General features: G+C 39.6%; 21 protein-coding genes and 1 tRNA gene. 17 read left to right on the forward strand and 5 right to left on the reverse strand.

Annotated features, from left to right (window positions below):
- On the forward strand, positions 1-2,103 hold a 2,103-nt coding region (locus tag AC6UDB_RS05565), incomplete at its 5' end, for a mucin-binding protein (RefSeq protein ID WP_500709394.1).
- 289 nt (positions 2,104-2,392) lie between these two features.
- Here the strand turns inward: AC6UDB_RS05565 and AC6UDB_RS05570 are convergent.
- Entirely contained in the window at positions 2,393-3,445 is a 1,053-nt protein-coding gene (locus AC6UDB_RS05570) for a lactonase family protein (RefSeq protein WP_500699768.1), read from the reverse strand.
- A 240-nt stretch (positions 3,446-3,685) separates the two neighbouring features.
- Here AC6UDB_RS05570 and AC6UDB_RS05575 point away from each other — a divergent pair, with 240 nt between their 5' ends.
- The 4 genes from AC6UDB_RS05575 to whiA all read left to right on the forward strand — a co-directional run bounded on the left by AC6UDB_RS05575 (position 3,686) and on the right by whiA (position 7,959).
- Positions 3,686-5,029 carry a glutamate--cysteine ligase gene (locus AC6UDB_RS05575; protein WP_500709395.1) on the forward strand — a complete coding sequence of 448 codons (1,344 nt, stop codon included), beginning with the start codon at positions 3,686-3,688 and terminating at the stop codon, positions 5,027-5,029.
- A 93-nt stretch (positions 5,030-5,122) separates the two neighbouring features.
- Positions 5,123-6,004, forward strand: coding sequence for an RNase adapter RapZ (rapZ, locus tag AC6UDB_RS05580; protein ID WP_500709396.1), 882 nt, complete (start codon positions 5,123-5,125; stop codon positions 6,002-6,004).
- Positions 6,005-7,012 carry a gluconeogenesis morphogenetic factor MgfK gene (gene mgfK, locus AC6UDB_RS05585; protein WP_500694290.1) on the forward strand — a complete coding sequence of 336 codons (1,008 nt, stop codon included), beginning with the start codon at positions 6,005-6,007 and terminating at the stop codon, positions 7,010-7,012.
- Between the two features lie 11 nt (positions 7,013-7,023).
- Entirely contained in the window at positions 7,024-7,959 is a 936-nt protein-coding gene (whiA, locus tag AC6UDB_RS05590; protein WP_500694291.1) for a DNA-binding protein WhiA, read from the forward strand.
- Between the two features lie 67 nt (positions 7,960-8,026).
- On the opposite strand, the gene clpP is transcribed toward whiA, so the two are convergent.
- From clpP to AC6UDB_RS05610, 4 genes are all read right to left on the reverse strand, one after another.
- Complete coding sequence (gene clpP, locus AC6UDB_RS05595) at positions 8,027-8,620, reverse strand: ATP-dependent Clp endopeptidase proteolytic subunit ClpP (RefSeq protein WP_500694292.1); 594 nt, start codon at positions 8,618-8,620, stop codon at positions 8,027-8,029.
- 98 nt (positions 8,621-8,718) lie between these two features.
- A complete protein-coding gene (gene asnB / locus AC6UDB_RS05600) occupies positions 8,719-10,635 on the reverse strand; it encodes an asparagine synthase (glutamine-hydrolyzing) (protein WP_500709397.1) in 1,917 nt (638 codons plus the stop codon).
- A 201-nt stretch (positions 10,636-10,836) separates the two neighbouring features.
- Positions 10,837-11,493 (reverse strand): helix-turn-helix domain-containing protein, encoded by a 657-nt coding sequence (locus AC6UDB_RS05605; protein WP_500709398.1) that lies wholly within the window; start codon positions 11,491-11,493, stop codon positions 10,837-10,839.
- A 96-nt stretch (positions 11,494-11,589) separates the two neighbouring features.
- Positions 11,590-11,661: transfer RNA gene (locus tag AC6UDB_RS05610), tRNA-Arg, on the reverse strand.
- A gap of 236 nt (positions 11,662-11,897) precedes the next feature.
- Here AC6UDB_RS05610 and gap point away from each other — a divergent pair.
- The 12 genes from gap to AC6UDB_RS05670 all read left to right on the forward strand — a co-directional run bounded on the left by gap (position 11,898) and on the right by AC6UDB_RS05670 (position 23,552).
- On the forward strand, positions 11,898-12,902 hold the full coding sequence (gene gap, locus AC6UDB_RS05615) for a type I glyceraldehyde-3-phosphate dehydrogenase (protein ID WP_500696018.1): 1,005 nt from the start codon (positions 11,898-11,900) through the stop codon (positions 12,900-12,902).
- Positions 12,903-12,991: 89 nt separating this feature from the next.
- Complete coding sequence (locus AC6UDB_RS05620) at positions 12,992-14,209, forward strand: phosphoglycerate kinase (RefSeq protein ID WP_500694296.1); 1,218 nt, start codon at positions 12,992-12,994, stop codon at positions 14,207-14,209.
- A gap of 113 nt (positions 14,210-14,322) precedes the next feature.
- A complete protein-coding gene (gene tpiA / locus AC6UDB_RS05625; RefSeq protein WP_500694419.1) occupies positions 14,323-15,090 on the forward strand; it encodes a triose-phosphate isomerase in 768 nt (255 codons plus the stop codon).
- A gap of 86 nt (positions 15,091-15,176) precedes the next feature.
- Entirely contained in the window at positions 15,177-16,496 is a 1,320-nt protein-coding gene (gene eno, locus AC6UDB_RS05630; protein WP_500694297.1) for a phosphopyruvate hydratase, read from the forward strand.
- Between the two features lie 101 nt (positions 16,497-16,597).
- Complete coding sequence (locus tag AC6UDB_RS05635; protein ID WP_500709400.1) at positions 16,598-17,557, forward strand: LPXTG cell wall anchor domain-containing protein; 960 nt, start codon at positions 16,598-16,600, stop codon at positions 17,555-17,557.
- Between the two features lie 86 nt (positions 17,558-17,643).
- Entirely contained in the window at positions 17,644-17,880 is a 237-nt protein-coding gene (gene secG, locus AC6UDB_RS05640; protein WP_500694299.1) for a preprotein translocase subunit SecG, read from the forward strand.
- 116 nt (positions 17,881-17,996) lie between these two features.
- Positions 17,997-20,336: a ribonuclease R gene (gene rnr, locus AC6UDB_RS05645; RefSeq protein ID WP_500709401.1), complete on the forward strand. Its 2,340-nt coding sequence runs from the start codon at positions 17,997-17,999 to the stop codon at positions 20,334-20,336.
- Between the two features lie 11 nt (positions 20,337-20,347).
- Positions 20,348-20,821, forward strand: a complete 474-nt coding sequence (gene smpB / locus AC6UDB_RS05650; protein WP_500694301.1) for an SsrA-binding protein SmpB — start codon at positions 20,348-20,350, stop codon at positions 20,819-20,821.
- A gap of 82 nt (positions 20,822-20,903) precedes the next feature.
- Complete coding sequence (locus AC6UDB_RS05655; RefSeq protein WP_500709402.1) at positions 20,904-21,605, forward strand: uracil-DNA glycosylase; 702 nt, start codon at positions 20,904-20,906, stop codon at positions 21,603-21,605.
- Positions 21,606-21,607: 2 nt separating this feature from the next.
- Positions 21,608-22,582: a phosphate acetyltransferase gene (pta, locus tag AC6UDB_RS05660; RefSeq protein WP_500709403.1), complete on the forward strand. Its 975-nt coding sequence runs from the start codon at positions 21,608-21,610 to the stop codon at positions 22,580-22,582.
- 15 nt (positions 22,583-22,597) lie between these two features.
- On the forward strand, positions 22,598-23,077 hold the full coding sequence (tsaE, locus tag AC6UDB_RS05665) for a tRNA (adenosine(37)-N6)-threonylcarbamoyltransferase complex ATPase subunit type 1 TsaE (protein ID WP_500709404.1): 480 nt from the start codon (positions 22,598-22,600) through the stop codon (positions 23,075-23,077).
- Positions 23,064-23,552: a GNAT family N-acetyltransferase gene (locus AC6UDB_RS05670; RefSeq protein WP_500709405.1), complete on the forward strand. Its 489-nt coding sequence runs from the start codon at positions 23,064-23,066 to the stop codon at positions 23,550-23,552. The genes tsaE and AC6UDB_RS05670 overlap by 14 nt, the downstream gene beginning before the upstream one ends.
- Positions 23,553-23,560 lie beyond the last annotated feature (8 nt).

The following is a 23,560-nucleotide window of genomic DNA, read 5'->3' on the forward strand; positions in this document are numbered from 1 at the left end:
GATCCAAATAATCCAGATGGACCTCATTATCCTAATGGAACTGGTGTAAATGACCTGACTAAGAACATTACCAGAACCGTGCATTATGTCTATGCTGACGGTAGTAAAGCTTCCGATGATAAAGTTGAAACAGTTACGTTCAACAGAACTGCCACCTTTGATGAAGTTACCGGCAAGGTAACTTACAGTAACTGGACTTCAACGAACGCAGTCTTTGGTGAAATCAATTCACCTGAAATTACGGGATACACCCCAGATAAGGCAAGTGTTGGTTCCGAAACAATTGGACCTGACACAACGAATTCTAGTGTTACCGTTACCTACAATGCCAACGATGAAAAGGCTCAAGTTGAGTACATCGATCAAGACAATGGTAACGAGGTTATTCATACTGATGGCTTGAACGGGAAATTCGGTTCTAAGTCGGACTACAGTACGAAGGAAGAAATCGCTAAACTAGAAGCCCAAGGATATGAACTTGTATCCGATGGCTTCCCAGGTGATGGTTACACCTTCAATACTGATAACCCAACTTTCAAGGTTGTTTTGAAACACAAGACCAAGGAAGTTACTCCGGATAATCCAGGAAACCCAGGACAACCAGTTGATCCAAACAACCCAACTGGACCAAAGTATCCAGATGGTACTAGCAAGACTGACTTGACCAAGACCATCACTAGAACCGTGCATTATGTATATGCTGACGGTAGCAAGGCTTCAGAAGACCGCATCGAAACCGTTACGTTCAACAGAACGGCCACCTTTGATGAAGTAACGGGTAAGGTAACTTACAGTAACTGGACGTCAACGAACGCTGTCTTCGGTTCAATTGTTTCCCCAACCATTACGGGATACACTCCAGATAAGGCAAGTGTTGGTTCACAAACTGCCACGGCTGACACGCCAGATTCAAGTGTCACGGTTACCTACAATGCTAACGATGAAGTCGTTCACATTAACTACGTTGACCAGGATAAAGGCAATGCCCTTATCACTAGTGATACCGTTAACGGTAAGTTTGGTAGCAAGGCTGACTACAGTACGAAAGATGAAATTGCTAAGTTAGAAGCGCAAGGATATGAATTAGTATCCGACGGATACCCTGCGGATGGCTTTACCTTTAATACTGATGGCCCAACCTTCACGGTTGTGCTCAAACACAAGAGTAAAGAAGTTACGCCAGACAATCCAGGAACTCCAGGACAACCAGTGGATCCAAACAACCCAACGGGACCGAAGTATCCTGACGGAACCAGCAAGTCCGACCTAACTAAGAACGTTACTAGAACCATTCACTACGTTGATAAGAATGGTAACAAGTTAGCTGATGATGTGGTTCAATCAACGACCTTTACTAGAACGGCAACGTTTGATCAAGTTACTGGTCAGGTAACTTACAGTGCATGGACGACTAAGAGTGACGTCTTGAGTGGGGTTAACTCGCCAGTTATCAATGGTTACTACACCAACACTGCTTCAGTTGGACAAGCAACCGTTAACGCTGATTCCAACGACTCTGAAGTAACCGTTGTCTACTATGCCTTAGGTCACTTAGTTCCTGATGTTCCGGGAAGTAACCCGATCGTTTATCCAAATGATCCCAACAACCCAAGTGATGCTGGTAATCCACTTATCCCTGACATTCCTGGATACACTCCAGTTGATAAGAACGGGAACAAGTTGGTCCCTGGCACACCATATCCGATCGATCACAATGATTTAGGGAAAGATACCCCAATTCATTATGTGAAGAATGCTGAACCAGAAACTCCGGTAACTCCAAACAAACCAGAGAAACCTTCAGTACAACCGGAACCAACTAAGCCAAGTGCACCAAAGGAAGTTCCGGCCGCACAACCGGAAGCTCCGAAGGCTAAGCAGGCCCCACAAACTCCTGCTAAAGCACCGGCTCAACCAGCTAAACCACAAGCAAAGCAAGTTCCAGCAGCCAAACCAGCTAAAAAGTCTGAAAAGAAGACGACGTTACCACAAACTGGTCAAAATTCTGATAGCTTCTTAAGCCTAATCGGAACCATGCTTCTGTCACTTCTCAGCTTCTTTGGCTTAGGGAAATGGTTTAAAGACCGGAAAGAAACCAAGTAAGTCAGTTTGTGATTTAAAGATTAAGCGAGATTAATAAGTTTAAAGGCTAACATCCATTTTGGGTGTTAGCCTTTTTATAAATTCATACTTTCAAGGACTCATACCGATATTTAATCTGTGTGAGTCTTTTTTCTTACCTGAAATGTTTGCTTTAATGTTAAAAAAATATTTAGTCATAATAAAAAGCTCCAAATCAGTTAGTTTTTACCTAACCATTTTGGAGCCTATTAATGTCTAAAAATTACAGAGCACTTCATAAATTAATAAAATGTTTTTTAATGACAAATTATTAGTCAACGTTTTCACGTCGAACCACACAGGTACCTTCAGGAACTTCGAAATCTTTTTGAATCAAAGTTAATTTTCCGGTATCGGCGTCTCGTGAGTAAAGAGTAGCATTGTCACTGTTTTGGTTAGCAACGATAAACATTGATTCATCGGCACTAAAGTTAAAGTCGCGAGGGAACTCACCTTCACTTGAAATCAATTGAATTCGTTTTAAATCACCATTTGGTTTAATCTTAAAGACCGCAATTGAATCGTTACCACGGTTTGAGACATAGACAAAGCGGTTGTCCTTTGAAACTTTGATTCCAGCAGCACCGTTGTGACTTTCCCAATCGTCAGGAATGGTTGAAACAATTTGTTGAACCGTGAATAATCCAGCCTCTTCGTTGTAGTCAATCACAGCAACTTTACTGCTTAGTTCACCAACAAGGTAACCCTTGCCAGTTCCTGGAACAAAAGTAATGTTTCGTGGTCCAAAGCCAGGGTGAGCGTTGACTTCGCTGACTAAGTTTAATTTACCTTGATCAGAAACATCATAGAGGTAGACGCGGTCAAGACCAAGGTCACACACTACCAGTCGATTATCAGGAGTTAGATTGGCATAATGAGGGTGTGGCCCGTCGGCCTGCTCAGGAAGTGGCCCAGGAATTCCATTATCTTGGGCACGATCGGTAAGCTTTAAAGTGCCATCTGCTTGGATTTTGTAAACGCTGGCGTGTCCCATGTGGTAGTTGGCGGTAAAGACAAATTGGCGTCTTTCGTCAATGGAAACAAAGGCGGCTGAAGTACCTTTTTCGATGCATTCCTGCATTTCTTTAGCGGGGATGGTTTTACCATCGAAAGTTGCTACTCCACCACGGAGTTCTGGTTCGTCCATATTACGATCAACGGCGTAGATCTTGTGGGCTTTTGACTCAGCAAGATATGTAGGACTCCCAATCTCGGCTACTAATTGAGTGTTTTGTAATCTTTTTTTGTCGGTATCTAACTCGATTTGGTAGATCCCCTGGCTAGCATTAATGGTGTAAGTTCCAATTAAATATTTTTCAATCATGATCTCAATTCCCTCCTAATATATACAGTTTCATTTTGCCACAAAAGTGATCCTTTTGCAGTCGAAATGTATTTTTATTTATTCAAGTTTCAAATTTTATGGATGGTAAAAGTAGTAATCGTGACGGAAATGAAATTAGTTTATTAAATTCTATTGACGTATCACATGAGCGGTGTAAACTATTGGAAATTTCACCTATCAACTAATCGTGAAATTATCAACAGGTTTGGAGGGATAAAAATGGGAAGCAAAGCAAAATTTGTTAACTCATCAAACGAACTTTTTGCTGGTTCGTTTGGCATCGAGATCGAGGAGGATCGGGTTGATCTGAATCATGACAGTCTCTCTCGCTACGCTCACAGACGTGAACTAGGTGATCGACGAGGGAAAACCCACTTTCAGACTGACTTTGCTGAGTGTATGGAAGAATTGGTTACGGATAAACACACGACCACCAAAGGAGTGCTCCTACAAATGCGATCACTTCAGTCTATTCTTCATGGAACACTAGAACCAAGTGAGATTATTTGGCCGATGTCGATGCCACCCAAACTTGATGAAGATGATGTTAATTTTGTAAGAAAGACGTTTAAGCGCTTTTGGATGGATGATTATCGCAAATGGCTCGTGAGACGCTACGGAATTTTTCGTCAAATCATGTGTGGTATTCATTTTAACTATTCACCCAGTGCTCAAATTATTGAGATTTTTCAACGAAATTATTCCATTGATAGTCGGAAAAGGGCACAGTCAGAGCTGTTGTTTCAAATTGCTCAACAATTGGTAGGATATCGTTGGCTTTTAACGTACCTTTTTGGGGCAAGCCCGCTATCAGAAAATCCAGAAGATCACTTATTCGGTGCTGAAAAAAAGATTGTCCCAGTCCGTTCTTTACGTTCCAGTCAATACGGATACGAAAACTTGGATAATATCCATGTTTCTTACGCTAGTTTGAGTCAATACGTAAACAACTTGCAGCATGAGGTTAATTCCCACAAATTATTTTCCGAGAGTGAGTTTTATGGTCCGGTGCGCTTGAAGGCTAAAGATGGGATTAATTCTGTTAAGGAAGAGGGATTCGACTATCTTGAACTTCGGACCCTTGATCTTGATCCATTTGACTTTTTAGAGATTAATTTAAAAACTTTAAATTTCATCCATCTTATAATAGTTGACGGGATTGTTAATCCTCAGAAATGGACTGACGAAAGTTTAAATGAAGCAAAAGATCAAAATAATCGGGTCGCTTTACAACATCCAACTGCTCCGTTACCACCATCTTTACAGAGTAAGACTTATCGGGTCTTGGATCAGCTTGATGAATTAATTGAACATGCTCCTAATGATTTAAAACCAGAGCTAGTTCAAGCTAATGAGGCCGCTAGAAATAAAGTTGATAATCCAAACTTGACACCATCCGCAAAACTAATGAAATATGCTGAGAATCGCTCATTAATGAATTTTGGAATTCAGCGCGGTGAGCAACTAAAAAAAGAGTATGAAAATCAGAGCATTGAGGATGCTTTTCCTGGGGTTCAACCAGATACAGTTAATCAATACATTGAGAAACAAAAGGGAGTTTAATGAGTATTCATTAACTCTCTTTTTGAATCATCTTGAGACTATATAAATGACACACCCGGTATGTTATACTTATAAGAGTTTGGAGGCGTCAAAATGGCAGATAACGAACAATTTGTGATTATCACGGGCATGAGTGGAGCAGGTAAAACACTGGCCATGCAAACATGTGAAGATTTAGGATACTTTTGCGTTGATAATATCCCACCTTCTTTAATTCCGAAGTTCATGGAATTGGTTCACACTTCTAGTGAAATTAAGAAGGTTGCTTTAGTAATTGATTTAAGGGCTCCAGCCTCATACCGCGAAATTGTTGATACCTTGGTTAATATGTCTAACGACAAAGACACTGAGGATCAGGTGATTTTTCTTGATGCCTCTGACGAAAAATTAGTGTCTCGATATAAAGAAAGCCGGAGAACCCATCCCTTAGCACGAAAAGGGCGGGTAGTTGATGGAATTGAAAAAGAACGAAAATTAATGAAAAGGGTCAAAGACTCTGCTGATCTTGTTATTAATACAAGTGATTTAACCCCACAGGAATTACGTGAGGAAATCATTCATAAGTTTAAGCTCTCTCATTCAGAGCCATTTCACGTGGAATTGATGTCGTTTGGATTTAAATATGGTCTTCCAATCGATGCTGACATTATTTTGGATGTGCGTTTCTTAAAGAATCCATTTTATGTGGTTAAGTTAAGAAGTAAGACTGGAAAAGATCCAGATGTTTATGACTACGTTATGAACCAAGATGAAGCTAATGAATTTTATAAAAAAGTCTTTGACCTCGTTAAATTTACGTTACCTAAATTTAAAAAAGAAGGAAAATCGACTGTCACCATGGCAATCGGTTGTACTGGCGGTCAACATCGTTCGGTTGCAATGGTTGAACGATTGGCTAAGGATATCAAGGATCAACTTGGATATCCAGTTAATGTTACCCATAGGGACATTAACCGTCACAAAGGGGTTAAATAAATGATCGATAAAGTAGGTAAAAGAATCGGACGTCCTAAAATGGTTGTAATTGGCGGAGGAACCGGGTTACCTGTAATTTTAAAAAGTTTAAAAAAGCGTGATGTTGATATTACCGCCGTTGTCACGGTGGCTGATGATGGGGGATCATCAGGGATCCTTAGAAACTATATTAATGTTTTGCCACCGGGAGATATTCGCAATGTTATAGTGGCACTTTCGACGTTGCCTCAGATTGATTTGGATATCTTTCAGTATCGCTTCGAATCTTCCGACAAGTTTCTTGCTGGGCATGCCATTGGCAATTTAGTAATTGCGGCGCTTTCTGAAATGAGCGGCGGCTTTTTTGATGCCATCCAAAAATTGACCGACATTATGAAGGTCGATGGGCATGTGTATCCGGTGTGTGATGAAAGTCTAGAACTACACGCTGAGTTTTCCGACGGGACGACCATGTCTGGAGAATCTGAAATTACCAATTCTGACAAAATGATTAAAAAAGTGTGGGTTGAATCTACTGATGGCAATAAGAAGCCAGAGGCAGTTCCAAGTGTGATCAATGCGATCATGAACGCTGACCAAATTGTTTTGGGACCGGGAAGCTTGTTTACCAGTATCTTACCCAATCTGATGGTTGATAATGTTGGCAAAGCGGTTACTGAGACCGATGCGGAAGTTGTTTATATTTGTAATATCATGACTCAGAAGGGTGAAACCGATAATTTCACTGACGCTGATCATGTCCAGGTTTTAAATCGTCATTTGAAAACTAATTTTATCGATACCGTTTTGGTTAACAATAAAAAAGTCCCAGCGAGTTATATTGATCATCAACGCTGGGGTGATGAAGCTCAACCAGTGAAATCTGATTTTAAGGGTTTAAAGAAACAAGGTTGTCGGGTAATCTCTTCTGATTTTCTTGAATTAAGAGACCACGGAGCTTTTCATAATGGATTACTAGTGTCCGATGAACTGATTCGTTTATTAGGACAACCTAAAATTCGCCATTAGGGGATGATTAGATGTCATATGCTAGTGACGTCAAAAAAGAATTAACTAACCTAGAAGTCCATCGAGCTAACGCAAAAGCAGAACTGATGGCATTAATTCGAATGAATGGAACACTTAAAATATCCGAAAAACACCTGGTGTTAGATGTTCAGTCCGAAAATCCAGCAATTGCTAGACGACTGTATCAACTTTTACTTCAGTTTTATCACGTTGAAGGAGAAGTTCTGGTTCGAAAAAAGATGAAACTAAAAAAGAACAATCTATACGTGGTGCGTTTGAATCATCATGTAAGAGCAATCTTGGATGATTTGGGCATTTTGGATGGAAACAAGATTATTGAACGGGTGCCATTAGAGTTACTTAAAGATGATGGGCAGGTTCGTTCTTACTTACGTGGTGCATTCCTAGCGGGGGGATCCGTTAATAATCCAGAAACATCTCGGTATCACCTTGAAATTTATTCAACGTATGAGAATCATAACGAAATGATTGCGGAGATGATGAATCGTTATCATTTGGGCGCTAAAACTACCACGAGACGAAGCGGGTGTATTGCGTACCTGAAAGAAGCTGAAAAGATTGCGGATTTTCTGCAACTAATTGGGGCTACTAATTCTATGTTAAAATTCGAGGACATTCGAATTGTTAGAGACATGCGGAATTCCGTTAACCGACTTGTAAACTGTGAAAATGCCAATATGAACAAGGTAGCCAATGCATCAACTAGGCAAATTGAAAACATTCAGTTTATAAAAGAAACCGTGGGACTTAAAAAGTTGCCACCAAAGCTTCGAGACGTTGCCGAGGTTCGCATGAAGCATCAAGAAGTGAGTTTAAAGGAGTTAGGTGATTTGGTTCCAGGAGGACCGATTTCTAAGTCCGGCGTGAATCATCGATTACGCAAGATTAATGAGTTTGCAACTCAATTACGTTCCGATAATGCCTAATGAAACGAACAAAAAAGCAGCAATTAGAATTATTCTAATTGCTGCTTTTGTTATAAACAGAAACTAATTATTTTTTGTCAGAACTGTTTTTCATGATACCATCAATCAAACCGTAATCGACTGCTTCGTCAGCAGTAAGATAATTGTCTCGTTCAGTATCACGGTTAACTCTTTCAAGGGGTTGACCGGAATTTTCGGCAAGTAATTCATTAATCATCTTACGAGCACGCAAAATTTCTTTTGCGGCGATTTCGATTTCAGTTTGTTGACCTTGAGCACCACCAGATGGTTGGTGAATCATGATTTGAGCATGTGGCAATGCAAAGCGCTTTCCTTTGGCACCAGATGAAGCCAAGACACTGGCCATTGATGCTGCCATCCCCATTACGATGGTTTGAACATCGGCGTGGATGAAGTTCATCGTATCGTAGATTGCCATTCCAGAAGTGATAACACCACCTGGTGAGTTGATGTACAAGTAGATATCTTTGTCAGAGTCTTGAGCATCCAAGAACAATAGTTGAGCAATAATTGCGTTAGCCATATCATCCTGGATTTCACCGGATAACATAATGATTCGGTCTTTTAGAAGACGTGAGTAAATGTCATATGCACGTTCACCTTGTGGTGAGTTTTCGATGACAGTTGGAACTAAATTCATATCCATACTCCTCCTTTGATAATTTCAAATTATATCAAGTTATAAAAATCATTCTACATTAAAGGTCAACAAAGGTCAAAAACTTTGCTTGATGATAATTATGCGATTGATTCACGTGAGTATTTGTGTAAATCAACTTCTTTATTGTAGTTCATCTTAGTGTCTTCTGGGAAGTAAACACCATACCAAAGAATGAAAGTATAGATGGTAAAGATCTTTTGCATGCTGGATTTACCTTCCATGTGTTCTTTCAGGATGCGGTCTAATTCGTCCACATTAAAGAACTTTTGGGCAATATCGGAATGAAATGCTGTTTCGATTTTATCATGGTATTTGGGTTCTTTGATCCATTGTGCGATTGGGGATGGGAAACCTAGTTTTTCTTTGTCGGCAACGACCTTTGGTACTTGCGAGGAAGCCGCTTTTCGAAAGGCCACCTTAGTGATTGGATTGCCGTCTTTATCAAATGAAATTCGAGTTTTAGTTGGCATCGTTTTGGCGAATTCTGCTACGTCTTTGTCAACTAGTGGAGTTCGAACTTCAAGACTGTTAGCCATGCTCATCCGGTCAGCCTTTTGCAGGATATCAAAGGGTAACCAGGTGTTAATGTCAAAGTACTGTTCCTGCGTTACTTCGTCCTTGCCAGCCACTTCATCAAAGATATGCTTAGTGTACTGACCAGTATCGAAGTTAAGTGATTTATCTTTTAAGACGCGCTCACGATCGTGTTCGTCAAACACGTAGTTAACCCGATAGTATCGTTCATACAACGGTTGAGCACCACGGATTAAGAAACGACGACCGTGAAAACGTGGGAGTGATGAGGCGATTTTACCGAGAGCGGTTCTAACAAACTTTGGTACCATCTTTTGGTACTTCTCAAAGGTAAAAGCTTCAAGGTACGTATTGTATCCGCCAAAGAATTCATCAGCACCTTCACCGGATAATGAAACAATTAGGTCTTTTCTAGCACTATGTGACAGGTAGTAAAGTTGTGGAGCAGAAGGATTAGACAGTGGTTCGTCCATGTAGTACATCATAGTAGGAAGGAAATCGAAGTAATCCTCACCATCAATTGTGGTGGCCGTGTTCTTTTGTCCAATTTCTTTTGCAAACTTAGTTGACCATTTTAATTCACTGTACTTAGAACCGTTAAACCCAAGTGAAAATGATTGCATGGGTTTAATCTTAGCGGCTTCATTGAGCACATAACTGGAATCGACACCGCTTGAGAGAAAACTACCCAAAGGAACGTCAGACGCCATGTGCGCCTTAACACTGTCATCAACTAATCCTTCGATCTTTTTAGCGTCCCCATCAATGGTTTGCGAATTATCAATGTGATCGTAGTTGTACTTGTAGTATGTGTCAGTGGTAGTTTTACCATCTTTATAGATGAAATACTGTCCTGGCATCACCTTATAAACGTTTTTAAACATTGTTTCTGATGATGGGATGAATTCAAAACTTAAGTGAACTGGTAATAATTTGGTATTCAGTTCCTTTTTAAAATTAGGGTTTGCCAAAAAGGCTTTGATTTCGGATCCCCACATGAAGTTCGTTCCATCATCATAGTAGTAGAGTGGTTTGATACCAAAGTGGTCTCGAGCTCCGAAGACTTGGTGTTTCTTTGAATCGTAGATTGTAAATGCAAACATTCCGCGAAGCTTTGAAAGTAATTTTTTCGGACCCCATGCTTCGTATCCGCGAATTAAAACTTCTGAATCACAGTCAGTATCAAATTTTTGACCTACTGCAATTAATTCTTTTTGTAAATCTTTATAATTATAAATCTCACCATTAAAGGTTAAAACGTCGGTATCATTATCACCAAACATTGGTTGATGACCATTGGCTAAGTCAATGATTGATAAACGACGAAAACCCATTGAGATTTCATCATTTTGGAAGAAACCATCATCATCTGGTCCACGGTGTTTAATTCTTTTAGCCATGCTTTTGATAGTATCCTTCGGGATATTATTTTGGTTAATATAACCAGTAAATCCACACATAGTATCCTCTCCTTTTCAATTGCTTATTAAATTGATTATTTCTGCTAACCAAACTCCATTAACTATCTTAAGTTGTTCGCACACAAAAGGCTAGCTATGTATGGCTAGTCTCAATAAAATATTAATAAATTTGTCTATTTAACGGTTACATTATGGGTTACATTGCTTACAGAACAGCCCTGGTTAGCCGGAACTGTCTAATTAATTTTTAGACGAACGCTTAACCGTCATCCGCTTTAACGGAAACAAGATTCCAAGAATCAAGCCAATACTTAATGTAAATGAAAACATAATTATACCAATAATGGTTCCGACTTTCATCATTAAATCATGACTAAGCATGGCATCAAGATTGATAACACAACCAATTATAAAGATTACTACCCATAATATCGGAGATAAAATCTCGACCTTTTTCATTAAAGGTTTGTCTTGTGTAATGGTTTTCCAGTTCTTCTCATAGAGAATAATGATGCAAATGTCAATCACGAAGAGGGGGATTAACCAAAGGTCACGTAAATTAAAGGGCACAATAAATAATATTATCCCAATTACGAGTAAGACCAGCTCAAAAAAGTAAGCATACTTTGAGATATAACCATACCGTTTTATACGGATCATCTTTTGTCTAAAACTTAATTTTGGTTTGTGGCTATTTTCAGGGTTGTTACCGGTCAGGTTACTGACTGGAACTTGATAAAGGGTAGCAAGGTTGCTTATCGCATTTTGATCAGGCTTACTTCTACCATTTTCCCACGCTGAAATGGTTTTTCTTGAAACGTTAATTTTATTGGCAACTTCTGCTTGAGTTAATTGATTTTGTTTTCGATATTTTTTAAGGTTTGCGTTTAATTTCATATATAAGTTCCTACAGTTCGACTTAACCTCTATTATAACGGTAATGGTCAATTGAAAGAAATTAAAAGCAGTGAGCGAGACTCTCTCACTGCTTTATGCGCATGGACGGAATCGAACCGTCATCTCAAGAACCGGAATCTTACGTGCTATCCATTACACTACACGCGCAACACAATATTAAATATAGTAGATTAGAGGAAAAAACTCAAGATAATAATGGTTTTTAATTACAAATGGGGTTTGTTTTTGCTATACTATTTCTGGTAATGAATTTCGAATTCATTGTCACAATTTTATCGCTTGTAGCTTGTCATTTGGTGTTTTTAATCACTGACATGATTTGGCAAAAGTGTTAAGATGTGAATGTATTAAAATTTGATTATTCCAAAAGGAGGAAGCATATTATGACTACAAAAATTGGTCTTAATGGTTTCGGAAGAATTGGTCGTCTAGCATTCAGACGTATCCTTGAATTGAATTCAAGTGATATCGAAGTTGTAGCAATTAATGATTTAACTACCCCTTCAATGTTAGCTTACCTACTAAAATATGACTCAGTTCATGGTCGCTTTGACGGTGACGTTTCAGCTACTGAAGATGCAATTATCGTTAATGGTACTCGTATCCCAGTTTATGCAGAACGTGACGCAAAGAACATTCCTTGGGTTAAAAATGATGGTGTTGACTTCGTACTTGAATGTACCGGTTTCTACACATCAAAAGAAAAAGCACAAGCTCACCTTGATGCTGGTGCAAAGCGTGTCTTGATTTCAGCACCTGCTGGTCAAATGACTACTGTTGTTCCTGGTGTTAACATGGATGATTTGACTTCAGAAGACAAGATTGTTTCTGCTGGTTCATGTACCACTAGTTGTTTAGCACCTATGGCTTACTGGTTGAACAAAGACTTTGGCGTTAAGTTAGGTACTATGACTACTGTCCATGCTTACACTGCTTCACAAGCACTTCAAGATGGTCCACGTAGCGCTAAGTTACAAAACAACCGTGCCGCAGCTATTAACACTGTACCTCACTCAAGTGGTGCTGCTAAAGCTATCGGTTTGGTTATTCCAGAACTTGATGGTGTCCTTAAAGGTCACGCACAACGTGTTGCCGTAGCTGATGGTTCATTAACTGAATTAGTAGCTGTCTTAGACAAGAACGTTACTGCTGAAGAAGTTAACGATGCTATGAAGAGTCATGCAAACGATGCCTTTGGTTACGCTGATGACTACATGGTTTCAACCGACGTTATCGATGACTCACACGGATCAGTATTTGATCCAGGTCAAACTGAAATCACCCAAAGTGGTGACACTCAATTAGTTAAAACTGTTGCTTGGTACGATAACGAATGGGGCTTCACTTGCAACATGGTTCGTACCTTGTTGAAATTTGCTACTCTATAATTTTAGATTGCAACTTTGAAAAGGCGGAGGAGGGAAATCTCTTCCGTCTTTTCCTTTATAAAATATAACTAACACTGGAGGCAATCACGATGGCAAAAGTAATCGTTGATGATTTAGATGTTCAAGGTAAAAAAGTTCTGATGCGTGTTGATTTTAACGTTCCAATTAAGGACGGTAAAATTGGTGATGACAACAGAATCGTTGCTGCTCTTCCAACAATCAAGTACGTAATTGATCATGGTGGTAAAGCAATCTTATTCTCTCATTTAGGCAGAATTAAAACAGAAGATGATAAACCTGGTTTATCACTTCGTCCAGTTGCAGAAAAATTAGCTGAATTGCTTGGCAAACCAGTTACATTTGTTCCTGTTACTGAAGGTCCGCAGCTTGAAGAGGCAATTGACAACATGTCTGACGGCCAAGTCCTTTTGGTACAAAATACTCGTTATGAAGATGTTGTTAATGGTAAGAATGTTAAACGTGAATCTGGTAATGACCCTAAGTTAGGGGAATACTGGGCTTCACTTGGTGATGAATTCATTAATGATGCGTTTGGGACTGCTCATAGAGAACACGCTTCAAACGTTGGGATCGCTAAAGCAATGGAAAAGGCTGGTAAGCCAGTTGCTGCCGGATACTTGATGGAAAAAGAAATTAAGTTTTTAGGTAACGCTGTTGATAATCCAAAGCATCCATTTATCGCAATTCTTGGTGGTGCTAAAGTTTCCGACAAAATTGGTGTGATCGATCACTTGTTGGACAAGGCTGATAAGATTATTATCGGTGGTGGAATGACCTATACATTCTATGCCGCTAAGGGAATCCCAGTTGGTAATTCACTTGTTGAAAAAGATAAGATTGATGTTGCTAAAGATATCCTCAAAAAAGGTGGAGACAAGATCGTCTTACCTGTTGACTCAGTGGTAGCCGACAAGTTTTCAAATGATGCAAAGGCTGAAGTCGTTGATGGTGGAATTCCAGACGGCATGATGGGTCTTGACATTGGTCCTAAGAGTATTAAATTATTCGAAGACGTTTTAAAGGACGCCAAGACCGTTGTTTGGAACGGACCAATGGGTGTTTTTGAATTTCCTAAGTTTGCTAAGGGAACCTTGGCAATTGGTAAATTCTTGGGTACATTAACTGATGCTACTACCATCGTTGGTGGTGGAGACTCAACTGCTGCTGTTAAGGAATTAGGTGTGGCTGATAAGCTTACCCATATCTCAACTGGTGGGGGAGCTTCGCTTGAATATCTTGAAGGTAAGACTCTTCCAGGGATTGCATCAATTTCTGATAAAAAGTAATTTAAAAGTCACCGATTTAATCGGTGACTTTTTTGTTTGTATCAATTTTCTAGCTTATTGCTTCTCTTTCGGCTAAAATGTAGGTGAAGATGAATTATGAGAGGAGAAGTATCATGCGTATTCCCTTTATTGGTGGGAACTGGAAAATGAACTTGTCTTTAGATGAAGCAGTTCAATTTGTGATTGATATCAAAGATAAAATACCAGATCCTAAAAACGTTGAAACAGCTCTTGCAGCTTCACCGTTATTTCTTGAATCAATGCTTAAAGCCAACGGATCGAGTCCATTGCACGTAACAGCTGAAAATTGCTTTTACAAAAATGAGGGTGCTTATACTGGAGAAGTTAGTCCTAAAGCTCTCAGTCAGATGGGAATCCCGTACGTGATCGTTGGTCATTCTGAAAGACGTCGTTACTTTAACGAGACTAATGACATCATTAATAAGAAGGTTCATGCGGTTTTAAATAACAATATGAAACCGATATTATGTTGTGATGAAACGATGGGACGACTTGAGACTGGTGATCGAATCCACTGGGTAGTTAACCAGGTTACCGCTGGTTTAAAGGGTGTTTCCGAAAAAGACGCTTTAAAGGTCGTTATTGCCTATGAACCAAGTTGGGCAATCGGGACCGGTCATAGTGCTTCAACTACCGAAGCGGAAGAGGGATGTTACCTAATTAGACAAACTTTAGCTGACATTTACTCGGATGATATTGCTAACCAGATTCGAATCTTATATGGTGGAAGTGTGGACCCAAATAACATCATCTCGCTTATGAAACAAATTGATATTGACGGGATTTTAGCCGGTAAAAGTAGTCTTGAACCAAAAGAATTTTTGGAGCTTGCGAATTACCAAGATTTGCAAAATAATTAGTTATTATGATTGCAAGTTAAAGCCTAAACTAATAGAATTAAGTTGACCTTTAAATATAGGTAACAAATTCACTAAGGAGAGATAACATGTCAATTATTTCTGATATTTATGCTCGCGAAGTATTGGATTCACGTGGAAATCCAACTGTTGAAGCTGAAGTTTACACAGAAGACGGTGCAATGGGCCGTGGAATCGTCCCATCTGGTGCCTCAACTGGTGAACACGAAGCCGTAGAACTTCGTGACGGAGACAAAAATAGATATATGGGTAAGGGTGTTACTAAAGCTGTTAGCAACGTTAATAACATTATTGCCAAACAAATCGTTGGTTTCGATGTAACTGATCAATTAGGTATTGACCAAGCTATGATCAAACTTGATGGCACTCCAAACAAGGCTAAGTTAGGTGCTAACGCAATCTTAGCCGTTTCAATTGCTGCTGCTAGAGCTGCAGCTGACGAACTTGGCGTTCCATTATATAACTACTTAGGTGGTTTCGATGCACATGTTCTTCCAACTCCAATGATGAACGTTATCAATGGTGGTAAGCATGCTAACAACAAGGTTGATTTCCAAGAATTCATGATTATGCCAATTGGTGCAAAATCATTTAGAGAAGCTGTTCGAATGGGATCAGAAACATTCCATAACTTGAAAGCAATCTTAGCAGAACGTGGATACTCAACTGCTGTTGGTGATGAAGGTGGATTTGCACCTGATTTGAAGAATAACGAAGAGCCATTTGAAATCTTAGTTGAAGCAATCAAGCGTGCTGGATACAAGCCAGGTAAGGACATTTCAATTGCCTTTGACTGTGCCGCTTCAGAATTCTACAATGCCGACACTAAGAAGTACAACTTGGTTGGTGACGGTAAATCATACAATGCTGATGAATTCATCACTTTGCTTGACAGCATCGTTGAAAAATACCCAATCATTTCAATCGAAGACCCATTAGATGAAAACGAATGGGAAGATTGGCAAATGGCTACTAAGCGCTTAGGTAAGAAAGTTCAAATCGTTGGTGATGATTTGTTCGTTACTAACACTGAGTACTTGTCAAAGGGTATCAAGATGAACGTTGCTAACTCAATCTTGATTAAACTTAACCAAATCGGTACTTTAACTGAAACTGTTAATGCCGTTAACATGGCTAAGGAAGCTAGTTACACTGCAATTATTTCTCACCGTTCTGGTGAAACTGAAGATACCACTATTTCAGACTTAGTTGTTGCTTTAAACACTGGTCAAATCAAGACTGGTTCAATGAGTCGTGGTGAAAGAATTGCTAAGTACAATCAATTGATGAGAATTGAAGATCAATTAGGATCAGTTGCTGTGTACAAGGGAATTAACTCATTCTACAACTTGAGCCCAGAAGCAAAAGAAGCAATCATCAAAAAATAATTGATTTAAAAACACCTTCGTTATGAAGGTGTTTTTTTTACATAAATTTCGTGAGTTCGTAAACCTTCCTCGTATTTAATCACAGAAAGAGGAGGAGAAACATGAATATTACAAAACAATTTTCATTATTTTTAGCATTAATTGCGATTACAGTTGGGTTATCACTTAGGATTTTTACGCCAAATGTGAGGGCAAGCGAGTACACCATTACCGCTCATAAACATTGGGTAAATAAAGATGGAAAAAAGGATTCATCGTATGCCTTTGACATTGCCAGAGTGAACGTCAAAAGTCGAGCTGATATCAAAGCGCCACTAATTCCTGGGTTTCATTTAGATAAAAGTATTTCACCAATCTATGTGGGAAGTGACGTGGTCGTTTTTAACTACAATAAAGACGAAGATTTGCCGATTCCGTCACCTCACATTCCGATTAAACCAATTCCAAGTAACGATCATCCAGATTCTGGTGGAATAGTTCCATCCAATGATCATAAGCACGATCGTCCAGTTGAACCGGCTGATAATCGTAAACCAATCGTACCGGATGAACCGACTAAAAAGACCGCTCATTCTCAAGATCTGCCTCTGCCAGATAACCGACCTCATGAATCAGGTAGAACTACCCCAGATAAAAAGATAGCTGGGAATCACAATGAGCCAATGGCAAAACGTATCAGTCAGAGTAGTAAGGAGCAGAAAGATCAGCATGAACCCGCGAAGAAGGTACTTGAAAATGGGATGAATCCAGTGTTGTTACGTGGTAAAAAAAGATCTGGGAGTCGTCCTGTTCAAATGCCAAATGAAAACGGAATGAGCAAGTATAATCGACGTAATTTCACTCATCACGCTATGCACCTAGATGCGAACCACGATCCAATGGCAACGGTTCACGTGAGAAGAAGTAAACATGGGGTAAACAGAACCCATACGAATCGCCAACCTGCTAAAAGGTTACCTCAAACCGGGGAACGCACCAGCAAACTTCTTTCACTGATTGGAATGGTAATTTTGCTGTTCAGTTCGATTTTGTATATTAGGACCAATCGAACTGAGAAATAATGATGGACTGGAAATAACTCCTAGTTTATGCTAAACTAATTAAAGTATTGATAAGCCTGTTTAGCTGATGGGTAGGAGGCATTTTTTTGAATAATCTTTTGATGATATTATTATGGATCGTTAGTATTCTCATTATTGGTGCAGTTTTAATGCAACCTTCTAAAAATAATGATGCAATGTCATCACTCTCTGGTGGTGCAAACGATTCTTCCTCTGAGTCCAAGCCGAGGGGCTTTGAGGCATTTATGCAAAAAGTGACTGTGGTACTAGGAATCTTTTTCTTTGGTATCGCATTAATTCTAATGTGGATTTCATCACATTAATAAAAAACCTCCTGTTAAACAGGGGGTTTTTGCATTTAAAGCGGATTACTAGCGTTTATTAAAGAATGAGATTTATAATTGACGTATAAGTCAATTGGATTGTAGAGGAAAATATATTGCAAGATAATAAGTTAAAAAATGAAATTGAGCAGGAGTTACAATCACATCCTGATCAAAGTTATAGTGTCGAAAAATTAGCTGATGATTTGAATTATCATGGATCATCAGCTTTCAAATTAATCGTTTCAGAGCTCGCTTCACTGGAACGAGACCGTGCCGTTGTGGTTACTGAAAACGGTGATTTTAAGGTTAATCCAAGTGAGTTGAAGCTAGAGGGGATTTTCCACTCTAATCCAAAGGGATTTGGCTTTGTTAGATATGATGATGAATTACCTGATGCCTTTGTCGCACCTGATGAAACGATGCATGCGATGAACCTGGATAAGGTTGAGATTCAGATTACTAAGCCAGGTGAGAAAGATTCTGATCGGGGACCACAAGCTAAAGTGGTTAGTATTTTAGAACATCATTACACTCATGTGGTTGGTGAATTTCGTAAGACTGATGATGATCATGGTTATCTTGGTCAGGTTGTTTTAAAAGACAAAAAATTAGCAGGATTCAAGTTCTACGTGGTAGATGCTGGTCTTCATCCTACTCCAGGAGAAGTGGTTACTGCTGATATTACGGAATATCCAAGTAACGAGCATCCGGATTACATGGTTGGAATTGTGAAACAAGTAATTGGAAGTGTTGATGACCCTGGGATTGATATCTTACAGGTTGTCTATGCTCATGATGTTCCTTCCCAATTTCCAGAAGATGTTCTAGAAGAAGCAGATGCTATTCCGGACCATGTTTTGCCTGAGGAAACCAAAGGACGAGAAGATATTACCGGTCAGACGTTAGTTACCATTGATGGAGAATCATCCAAAGATTTGGATGATGCCGTCACGGCATGGAAATTACCAAATGGCAATTATCATTTAGGGGTTCACATCGCTGACGTTAGTCATTACGTTAAACAAGGAACACTACTTGATCGTGAGGCGTATAAACGTGGAACCTCAGTTTATTTGACCGACCGAGTTATTCCAATGTTGCCTCGTCGTCTATCAAACGGGATTTGTTCGTTAAACGAGGGACAGTTACGGTTGTGTTTAAGTTGTGATATGGAGATTAATCCACAAGGAAAAGTTGTCAAAAAGCGGATTCATCCGAGTGTTATGAAGTCGAAGGCTCGAATGACATATACAGCTGTCAATAATATTCTTGAATCACATGATAAGAAAACGAGAGAAGAATACCATGATTTAGTACCAATGTTTGAAACCATGGCTGAGTTACACCGAATTTTATACAAGCAAAGAAAGCGTCGTGGGGCGATCGACTTTGATGATGATGAAGCAGAAATCATCATGAACAAAGAAGGTAAACCCGTTGATATTAAACTTAGAACGAGAGGTTTAGCTGAACGAATGATTGAATCATTCATGTTGGCTGCAAACGAAACTGTTGCTGAAACTTACTATCGGCTTAAAGTTCCGTTCATTTATCGTGTCCATGAGACGCCAGATCCAACGCGAGTTAAGGACTTCTTTGAATTCCTAACTGCCTTTGGAATTGAAGTAAAGGCTGATCCAGATCACTTAACTCCCAAGACTTTACAGAACATTTTAAGTAAAGTACACGGACTTCCTGAAGAAACAATGGTATCAGTAATGATGCTTAGAAGTTTACAACAGGCCAAATATAGTGATAAATGTGTTGGACACTTTGGATTAGGTGCCAAATACTACACCCATTTCACTTCACCAATTCGACGTTATCCTGATTTATTTGTTCATCGTTTAGTTCATTATTATGAAGATAATGGGATTAATGATGTTACCAAACAAACTTATGCTGACCAGGTTGGAGAAGTTGCGGTTCACTGTTCAGAAACTGAGCGTCGCGGGGTTGACACCGAAAGAGACGTTGATTCGATGATGAAGGCTGAGTACATGACTCAACATATTGGTGAGGAATACGATGCCGTTGTATCTTCAGTGATGAAGTTCGGAATGTTCGTTGAACTTCCAAACACCGTTGAAGGTCTTATTCATATCAGCAAGATGAATGATGATTACTATGAGTACGTTGAAAAGTACTTGGCGCTTGTTGGTAGAAATACCAGAAGAACTTATAAGATTGGACAAACGTTACGGGTTAAATGTGTTGCGGCCGACGTTGATCAGATGACCGTTGACTTTGAGATCGTTAAACCAGAAGATGCTCCATTGAGTGAACTTCTCCCAAAACAGGAACATAAAAATGATAAGCACCATCACAGTGGCAAACATTCTGATGGGAAAAATCGTCGTCAGAGTTATAAGAATCAAGATCGTAGAAAGAACGGTAAAAAAGGTCATTCGTTTAAAATCAGAACCAAACCATCTAATAGTCGCAAAAAATAGGGGATGGGAACATGGCTAGAAAAAAGCATCAACCAACTGAAAAGAACGTAATGGCAACTAACCGAAAGGCCCGACATGATTACTTTATTTCTGATACTTATGAAGCTGGCATCTCACTAACGGGAACTGAGATTAAATCAGTTAGAGAACGCCGTATGAATCTAAAGGACGGATTCGTGCAGGTGAGAAACGGACAAGCTTATTTGATGAATGTCCACATCAGTGAGTATGCGCAAGGAAACCAGTTTAATCATGATCCATTGCGTAATCGAAAGTTGTTGCTGCATAAAAAAGAGATCAAAAAACTTGGTGAAGCGACTTTGACTAAGGGAATTACCATTGTTCCCTTAAAAGTTTATTTAAAACATGGCTACGCTAAGGTGCTGATTGGGGTTGCTAAGGGGAAGCGTGAATATGATAAACGTGAAACCATAAAGCAACGTGATACCCAACGGCAAATTGATCGCGTTATGAAACATTATTAATTAAAAGAGAGTGCAATAGCACTCTCTTTTTGCTTGCCTAAAAATTCACATTTTATGGTAGAATAAATTGGAGGTGTTAATAGTGAAACCGTTTATTCATAACGACTGGTGGCCGATTCTGGAGCCAGAATTTGAGAAACCATATTATCAAAAGTTAAGGCGTTTTTTGGTTGAAGAGTATAATAACAAGACGATTTATCCAGAAATGCACCATATTTTTCAGGCATTTGAGTGGACTCCCTTTAGTAAGGTGAAAGTCGTTATTCTGGGACAAGATCCATATCATGGTCCTAATCAAGCCAATGGTCTTAGTTTTTCGGTAATGCCAGGCGTAGCTGTTCCACCATCTTTAAAGAATATTTATAAGGAATTACAAAGTGATTTGGGCATTAAACCAGTTAATCACGGTTATCTAAAGAGTTGGGCTGAACAAGGGGTATTGTTGTTAAACTCCGTTTTGACCGTTCAAGATGGAGTGGCTTTTTCTCATCGTGGCAAAGGATGGGAAAGACTCACTGATTATTCTATTGAACAATTGTCAAAGCGTCCTGAACCGGTTGTCTTCATCCTATGGGGAAGGGCTGCTAGGGATAAGATTAAGTTGATTAATACTGACGCTAATATTGTGATTCAGTCGGCTCATCCCAGTCCCCTTTCTGCGAATCGAGGCTTTTTTGGCTCAAAACCGTTTTCAAAGACGAATGAAGCACTAAAAGCCATGGGTGAGACGCCGATTAACTGGAAATTACCGGAACACGTCACTGCCACTAATAAGGAGAGTTAATTATGGACCTTTTTGATAGTTTGAAAGCAAAGATTAACGATAAAAACATTAAGTTAGTATTCCCTGAAGGGGAAGATCCAAGAATTATTGAAGCAACTAGTCGGCTTAAAAAAGATAATTTGGTTGAACCAACGTTATTGGGTGATCCCCACAAAATCAAACAAGTTGCTAAAGAAAACGGAAATGATTTAGACGGAATTACCATCATTGATATCCAAAACGTTGACTCTGACACGTTCAACGAGATGGTTAGATCACTTGTTGCACGGCGTAATGGCAAAACGGATGAAAAAACAGCTCAGCAATGGTTGAAAGATCCGAATTATTTTGGCACGATGATGGTATACATGGGAACCGTTGACGGAATGGTATCCGGTGCGGCTCACCCAACTGGTGATACGGTTCGTCCAGCACTTCAGATTATTAAAACTAAACCAGGTGTGAAGTTGATTAGTGGTGCTTTTGTCATGCAAAAGGGTGACACACGTTACTTGTTTGCAGATTGTGCTATTAACATTGAACTTGATGATCAACAACTTGGTGAAGTTGCCGTTGAAAGTGCACATACAGCCCGGTTGTTTGATATCGATCCCAAAGTTGCCTTACTTAGTTTTTCAACCAAGGGTTCAGCTAAGGGACCAGAAGTCGATAAAGTTCAAAGTGCAACCAAGATTGCCCAAAAGTTAGATCCAGATACTCCAATTGATGGGGAACTCCAATTTGATGCTGCGGTTGTTCCCGCGGTTGCAAAGAGTAAGGCACCGGGTTCAAACGTTGCTGGTCAAGCAACCGTTTTTGTCTTTCCAGAGCTTCAGTCAGGAAACATTGGTTACAAGATTGCCCAGCGTTTAGGTGGATTTGAAGCCATTGGGCCAATTCTTCAGGGATTGAATCAACCAGTTTCTGATTTATCGAGAGGATGCAATGCTGAGGATGTTTACAAGGTAGCCATTATCACGGCTACTCAAGCACTTTAATTTGAGGCGATTGAATTGATTAAATTTAAGGTTGATAATCCCGATCAAACCGAAAAATTAGGCGAAGAACTCGCCCCGGATTTAAAAGCTGGAGACGTTATTTTACTCGATGGTGACCTTGGCGCGGGAAAAACCACCTTCACAAAAGGACTTGGAAAAGGTCTCGGAATTAAGCGAAACATCAAAAGTCCGACTTTTACCATTATTCGGGAATACAAAAATGGACGGTTGCCCCTTTATCACATGGACGTTTATCGTCTTGAAGAGGGAGGAGCCGACGAATTAGGTCTGAATGAATATTTTAACGGTGATGGAGTCAGCGTCGTTGAATGGTCCAAGTTTGCGGAGGAAGAACTTCCCGACCAGTATTTGAGAATCAGATTTACTAGAAATGATGATCTGGGGGATAACGATCGGACAATTGAAATGACTGCTAAGGGACAGCATTTTGATTCAATTTTAAAGTCAGGAGACTTAGTGCTTGGCAAAGGATAATGAAGAAATTACGATTCGTGCTGCTAAATCGGACGATTCCGAAGAACTAATCGAGCTAATGAAACGATTAAGTCAAGAATCTAGTAACTTTACGACGGATGTTCAGATTGATCAATTGACCGCTGAAACCGAAGCAGATGCCATTGACGCGGTGAATGCCACTGGGACTAACATCATTTTAGTGGCAGTTGCTGGGACGAAATTAATTGGAGTCTTGAGTGTTAGTCAGGTTGACGAGACTGCTGGGGAACTTGGTGTCGCCGTTTTAGCTGATTATCAGGACATTGGACTTGGAACCCATCTGATTCAGGAAGCCATTGACTGGGTGGTCACTTTTAGTCACCTTAATGAATTGCGATTAACAGTATTAAAGTCCAATGTAGGGGCTTTTCGATTGTACAAAAAATTAGGATTTATCACTAGTGATCAAAACGATCATGTTATTGAAATGAAAATGAACGTAAAAAAAGACTGAGAAAAAAT

The sequence above is a fragment of the Fructilactobacillus sp. X3R2C1 genome (genome assembly GCF_059901235.1).

Excerpts from the sequence above, each read along its gene's own strand:
- AC6UDB_RS05570 (WP_500699768.1), bottom strand. The coding sequence starts at position 3,445 with ATGATTGAAAAATATTTAATTGGAACTTACACCATTAATGCTAGCCAG.
- AC6UDB_RS05575 (WP_500709395.1), top strand. The coding sequence starts at position 3,686 with ATGGGAAGCAAAGCAAAATTTGTTAACTCATCAAACGAACTTTTTGCT.
- rapZ (WP_500709396.1), top strand. The coding sequence starts at position 5,123 with ATGGCAGATAACGAACAATTTGTGATTATCACGGGCATGAGTGGAGCA.
- mgfK (WP_500694290.1), top strand. The coding sequence starts at position 6,005 with ATGATCGATAAAGTAGGTAAAAGAATCGGACGTCCTAAAATGGTTGTA.
- whiA (WP_500694291.1), top strand. The coding sequence starts at position 7,024 with ATGTCATATGCTAGTGACGTCAAAAAAGAATTAACTAACCTAGAAGTC.
- clpP (WP_500694292.1), bottom strand. The coding sequence starts at position 8,620 with ATGAATTTAGTTCCAACTGTCATCGAAAACTCACCACAAGGTGAACGT.
- asnB (WP_500709397.1), bottom strand. The coding sequence starts at position 10,635 with ATGTGTGGATTTACTGGTTATATTAACCAAAATAATATCCCGAAGGAT.
- AC6UDB_RS05605 (WP_500709398.1), bottom strand. The coding sequence starts at position 11,493 with ATGAAATTAAACGCAAACCTTAAAAAATATCGAAAACAAAATCAATTA.
- gap (WP_500696018.1), top strand. The coding sequence starts at position 11,898 with ATGACTACAAAAATTGGTCTTAATGGTTTCGGAAGAATTGGTCGTCTA.
- AC6UDB_RS05620 (WP_500694296.1), top strand. The coding sequence starts at position 12,992 with ATGGCAAAAGTAATCGTTGATGATTTAGATGTTCAAGGTAAAAAAGTT.
- tpiA (WP_500694419.1), top strand. The coding sequence starts at position 14,323 with ATGCGTATTCCCTTTATTGGTGGGAACTGGAAAATGAACTTGTCTTTA.
- eno (WP_500694297.1), top strand. The coding sequence starts at position 15,177 with ATGTCAATTATTTCTGATATTTATGCTCGCGAAGTATTGGATTCACGT.
- AC6UDB_RS05635 (WP_500709400.1), top strand. The coding sequence starts at position 16,598 with ATGAATATTACAAAACAATTTTCATTATTTTTAGCATTAATTGCGATT.
- smpB (WP_500694301.1), top strand. The coding sequence starts at position 20,348 with ATGGCTAGAAAAAAGCATCAACCAACTGAAAAGAACGTAATGGCAACT.
- pta (WP_500709403.1), top strand. The coding sequence starts at position 21,608 with ATGGACCTTTTTGATAGTTTGAAAGCAAAGATTAACGATAAAAACATT.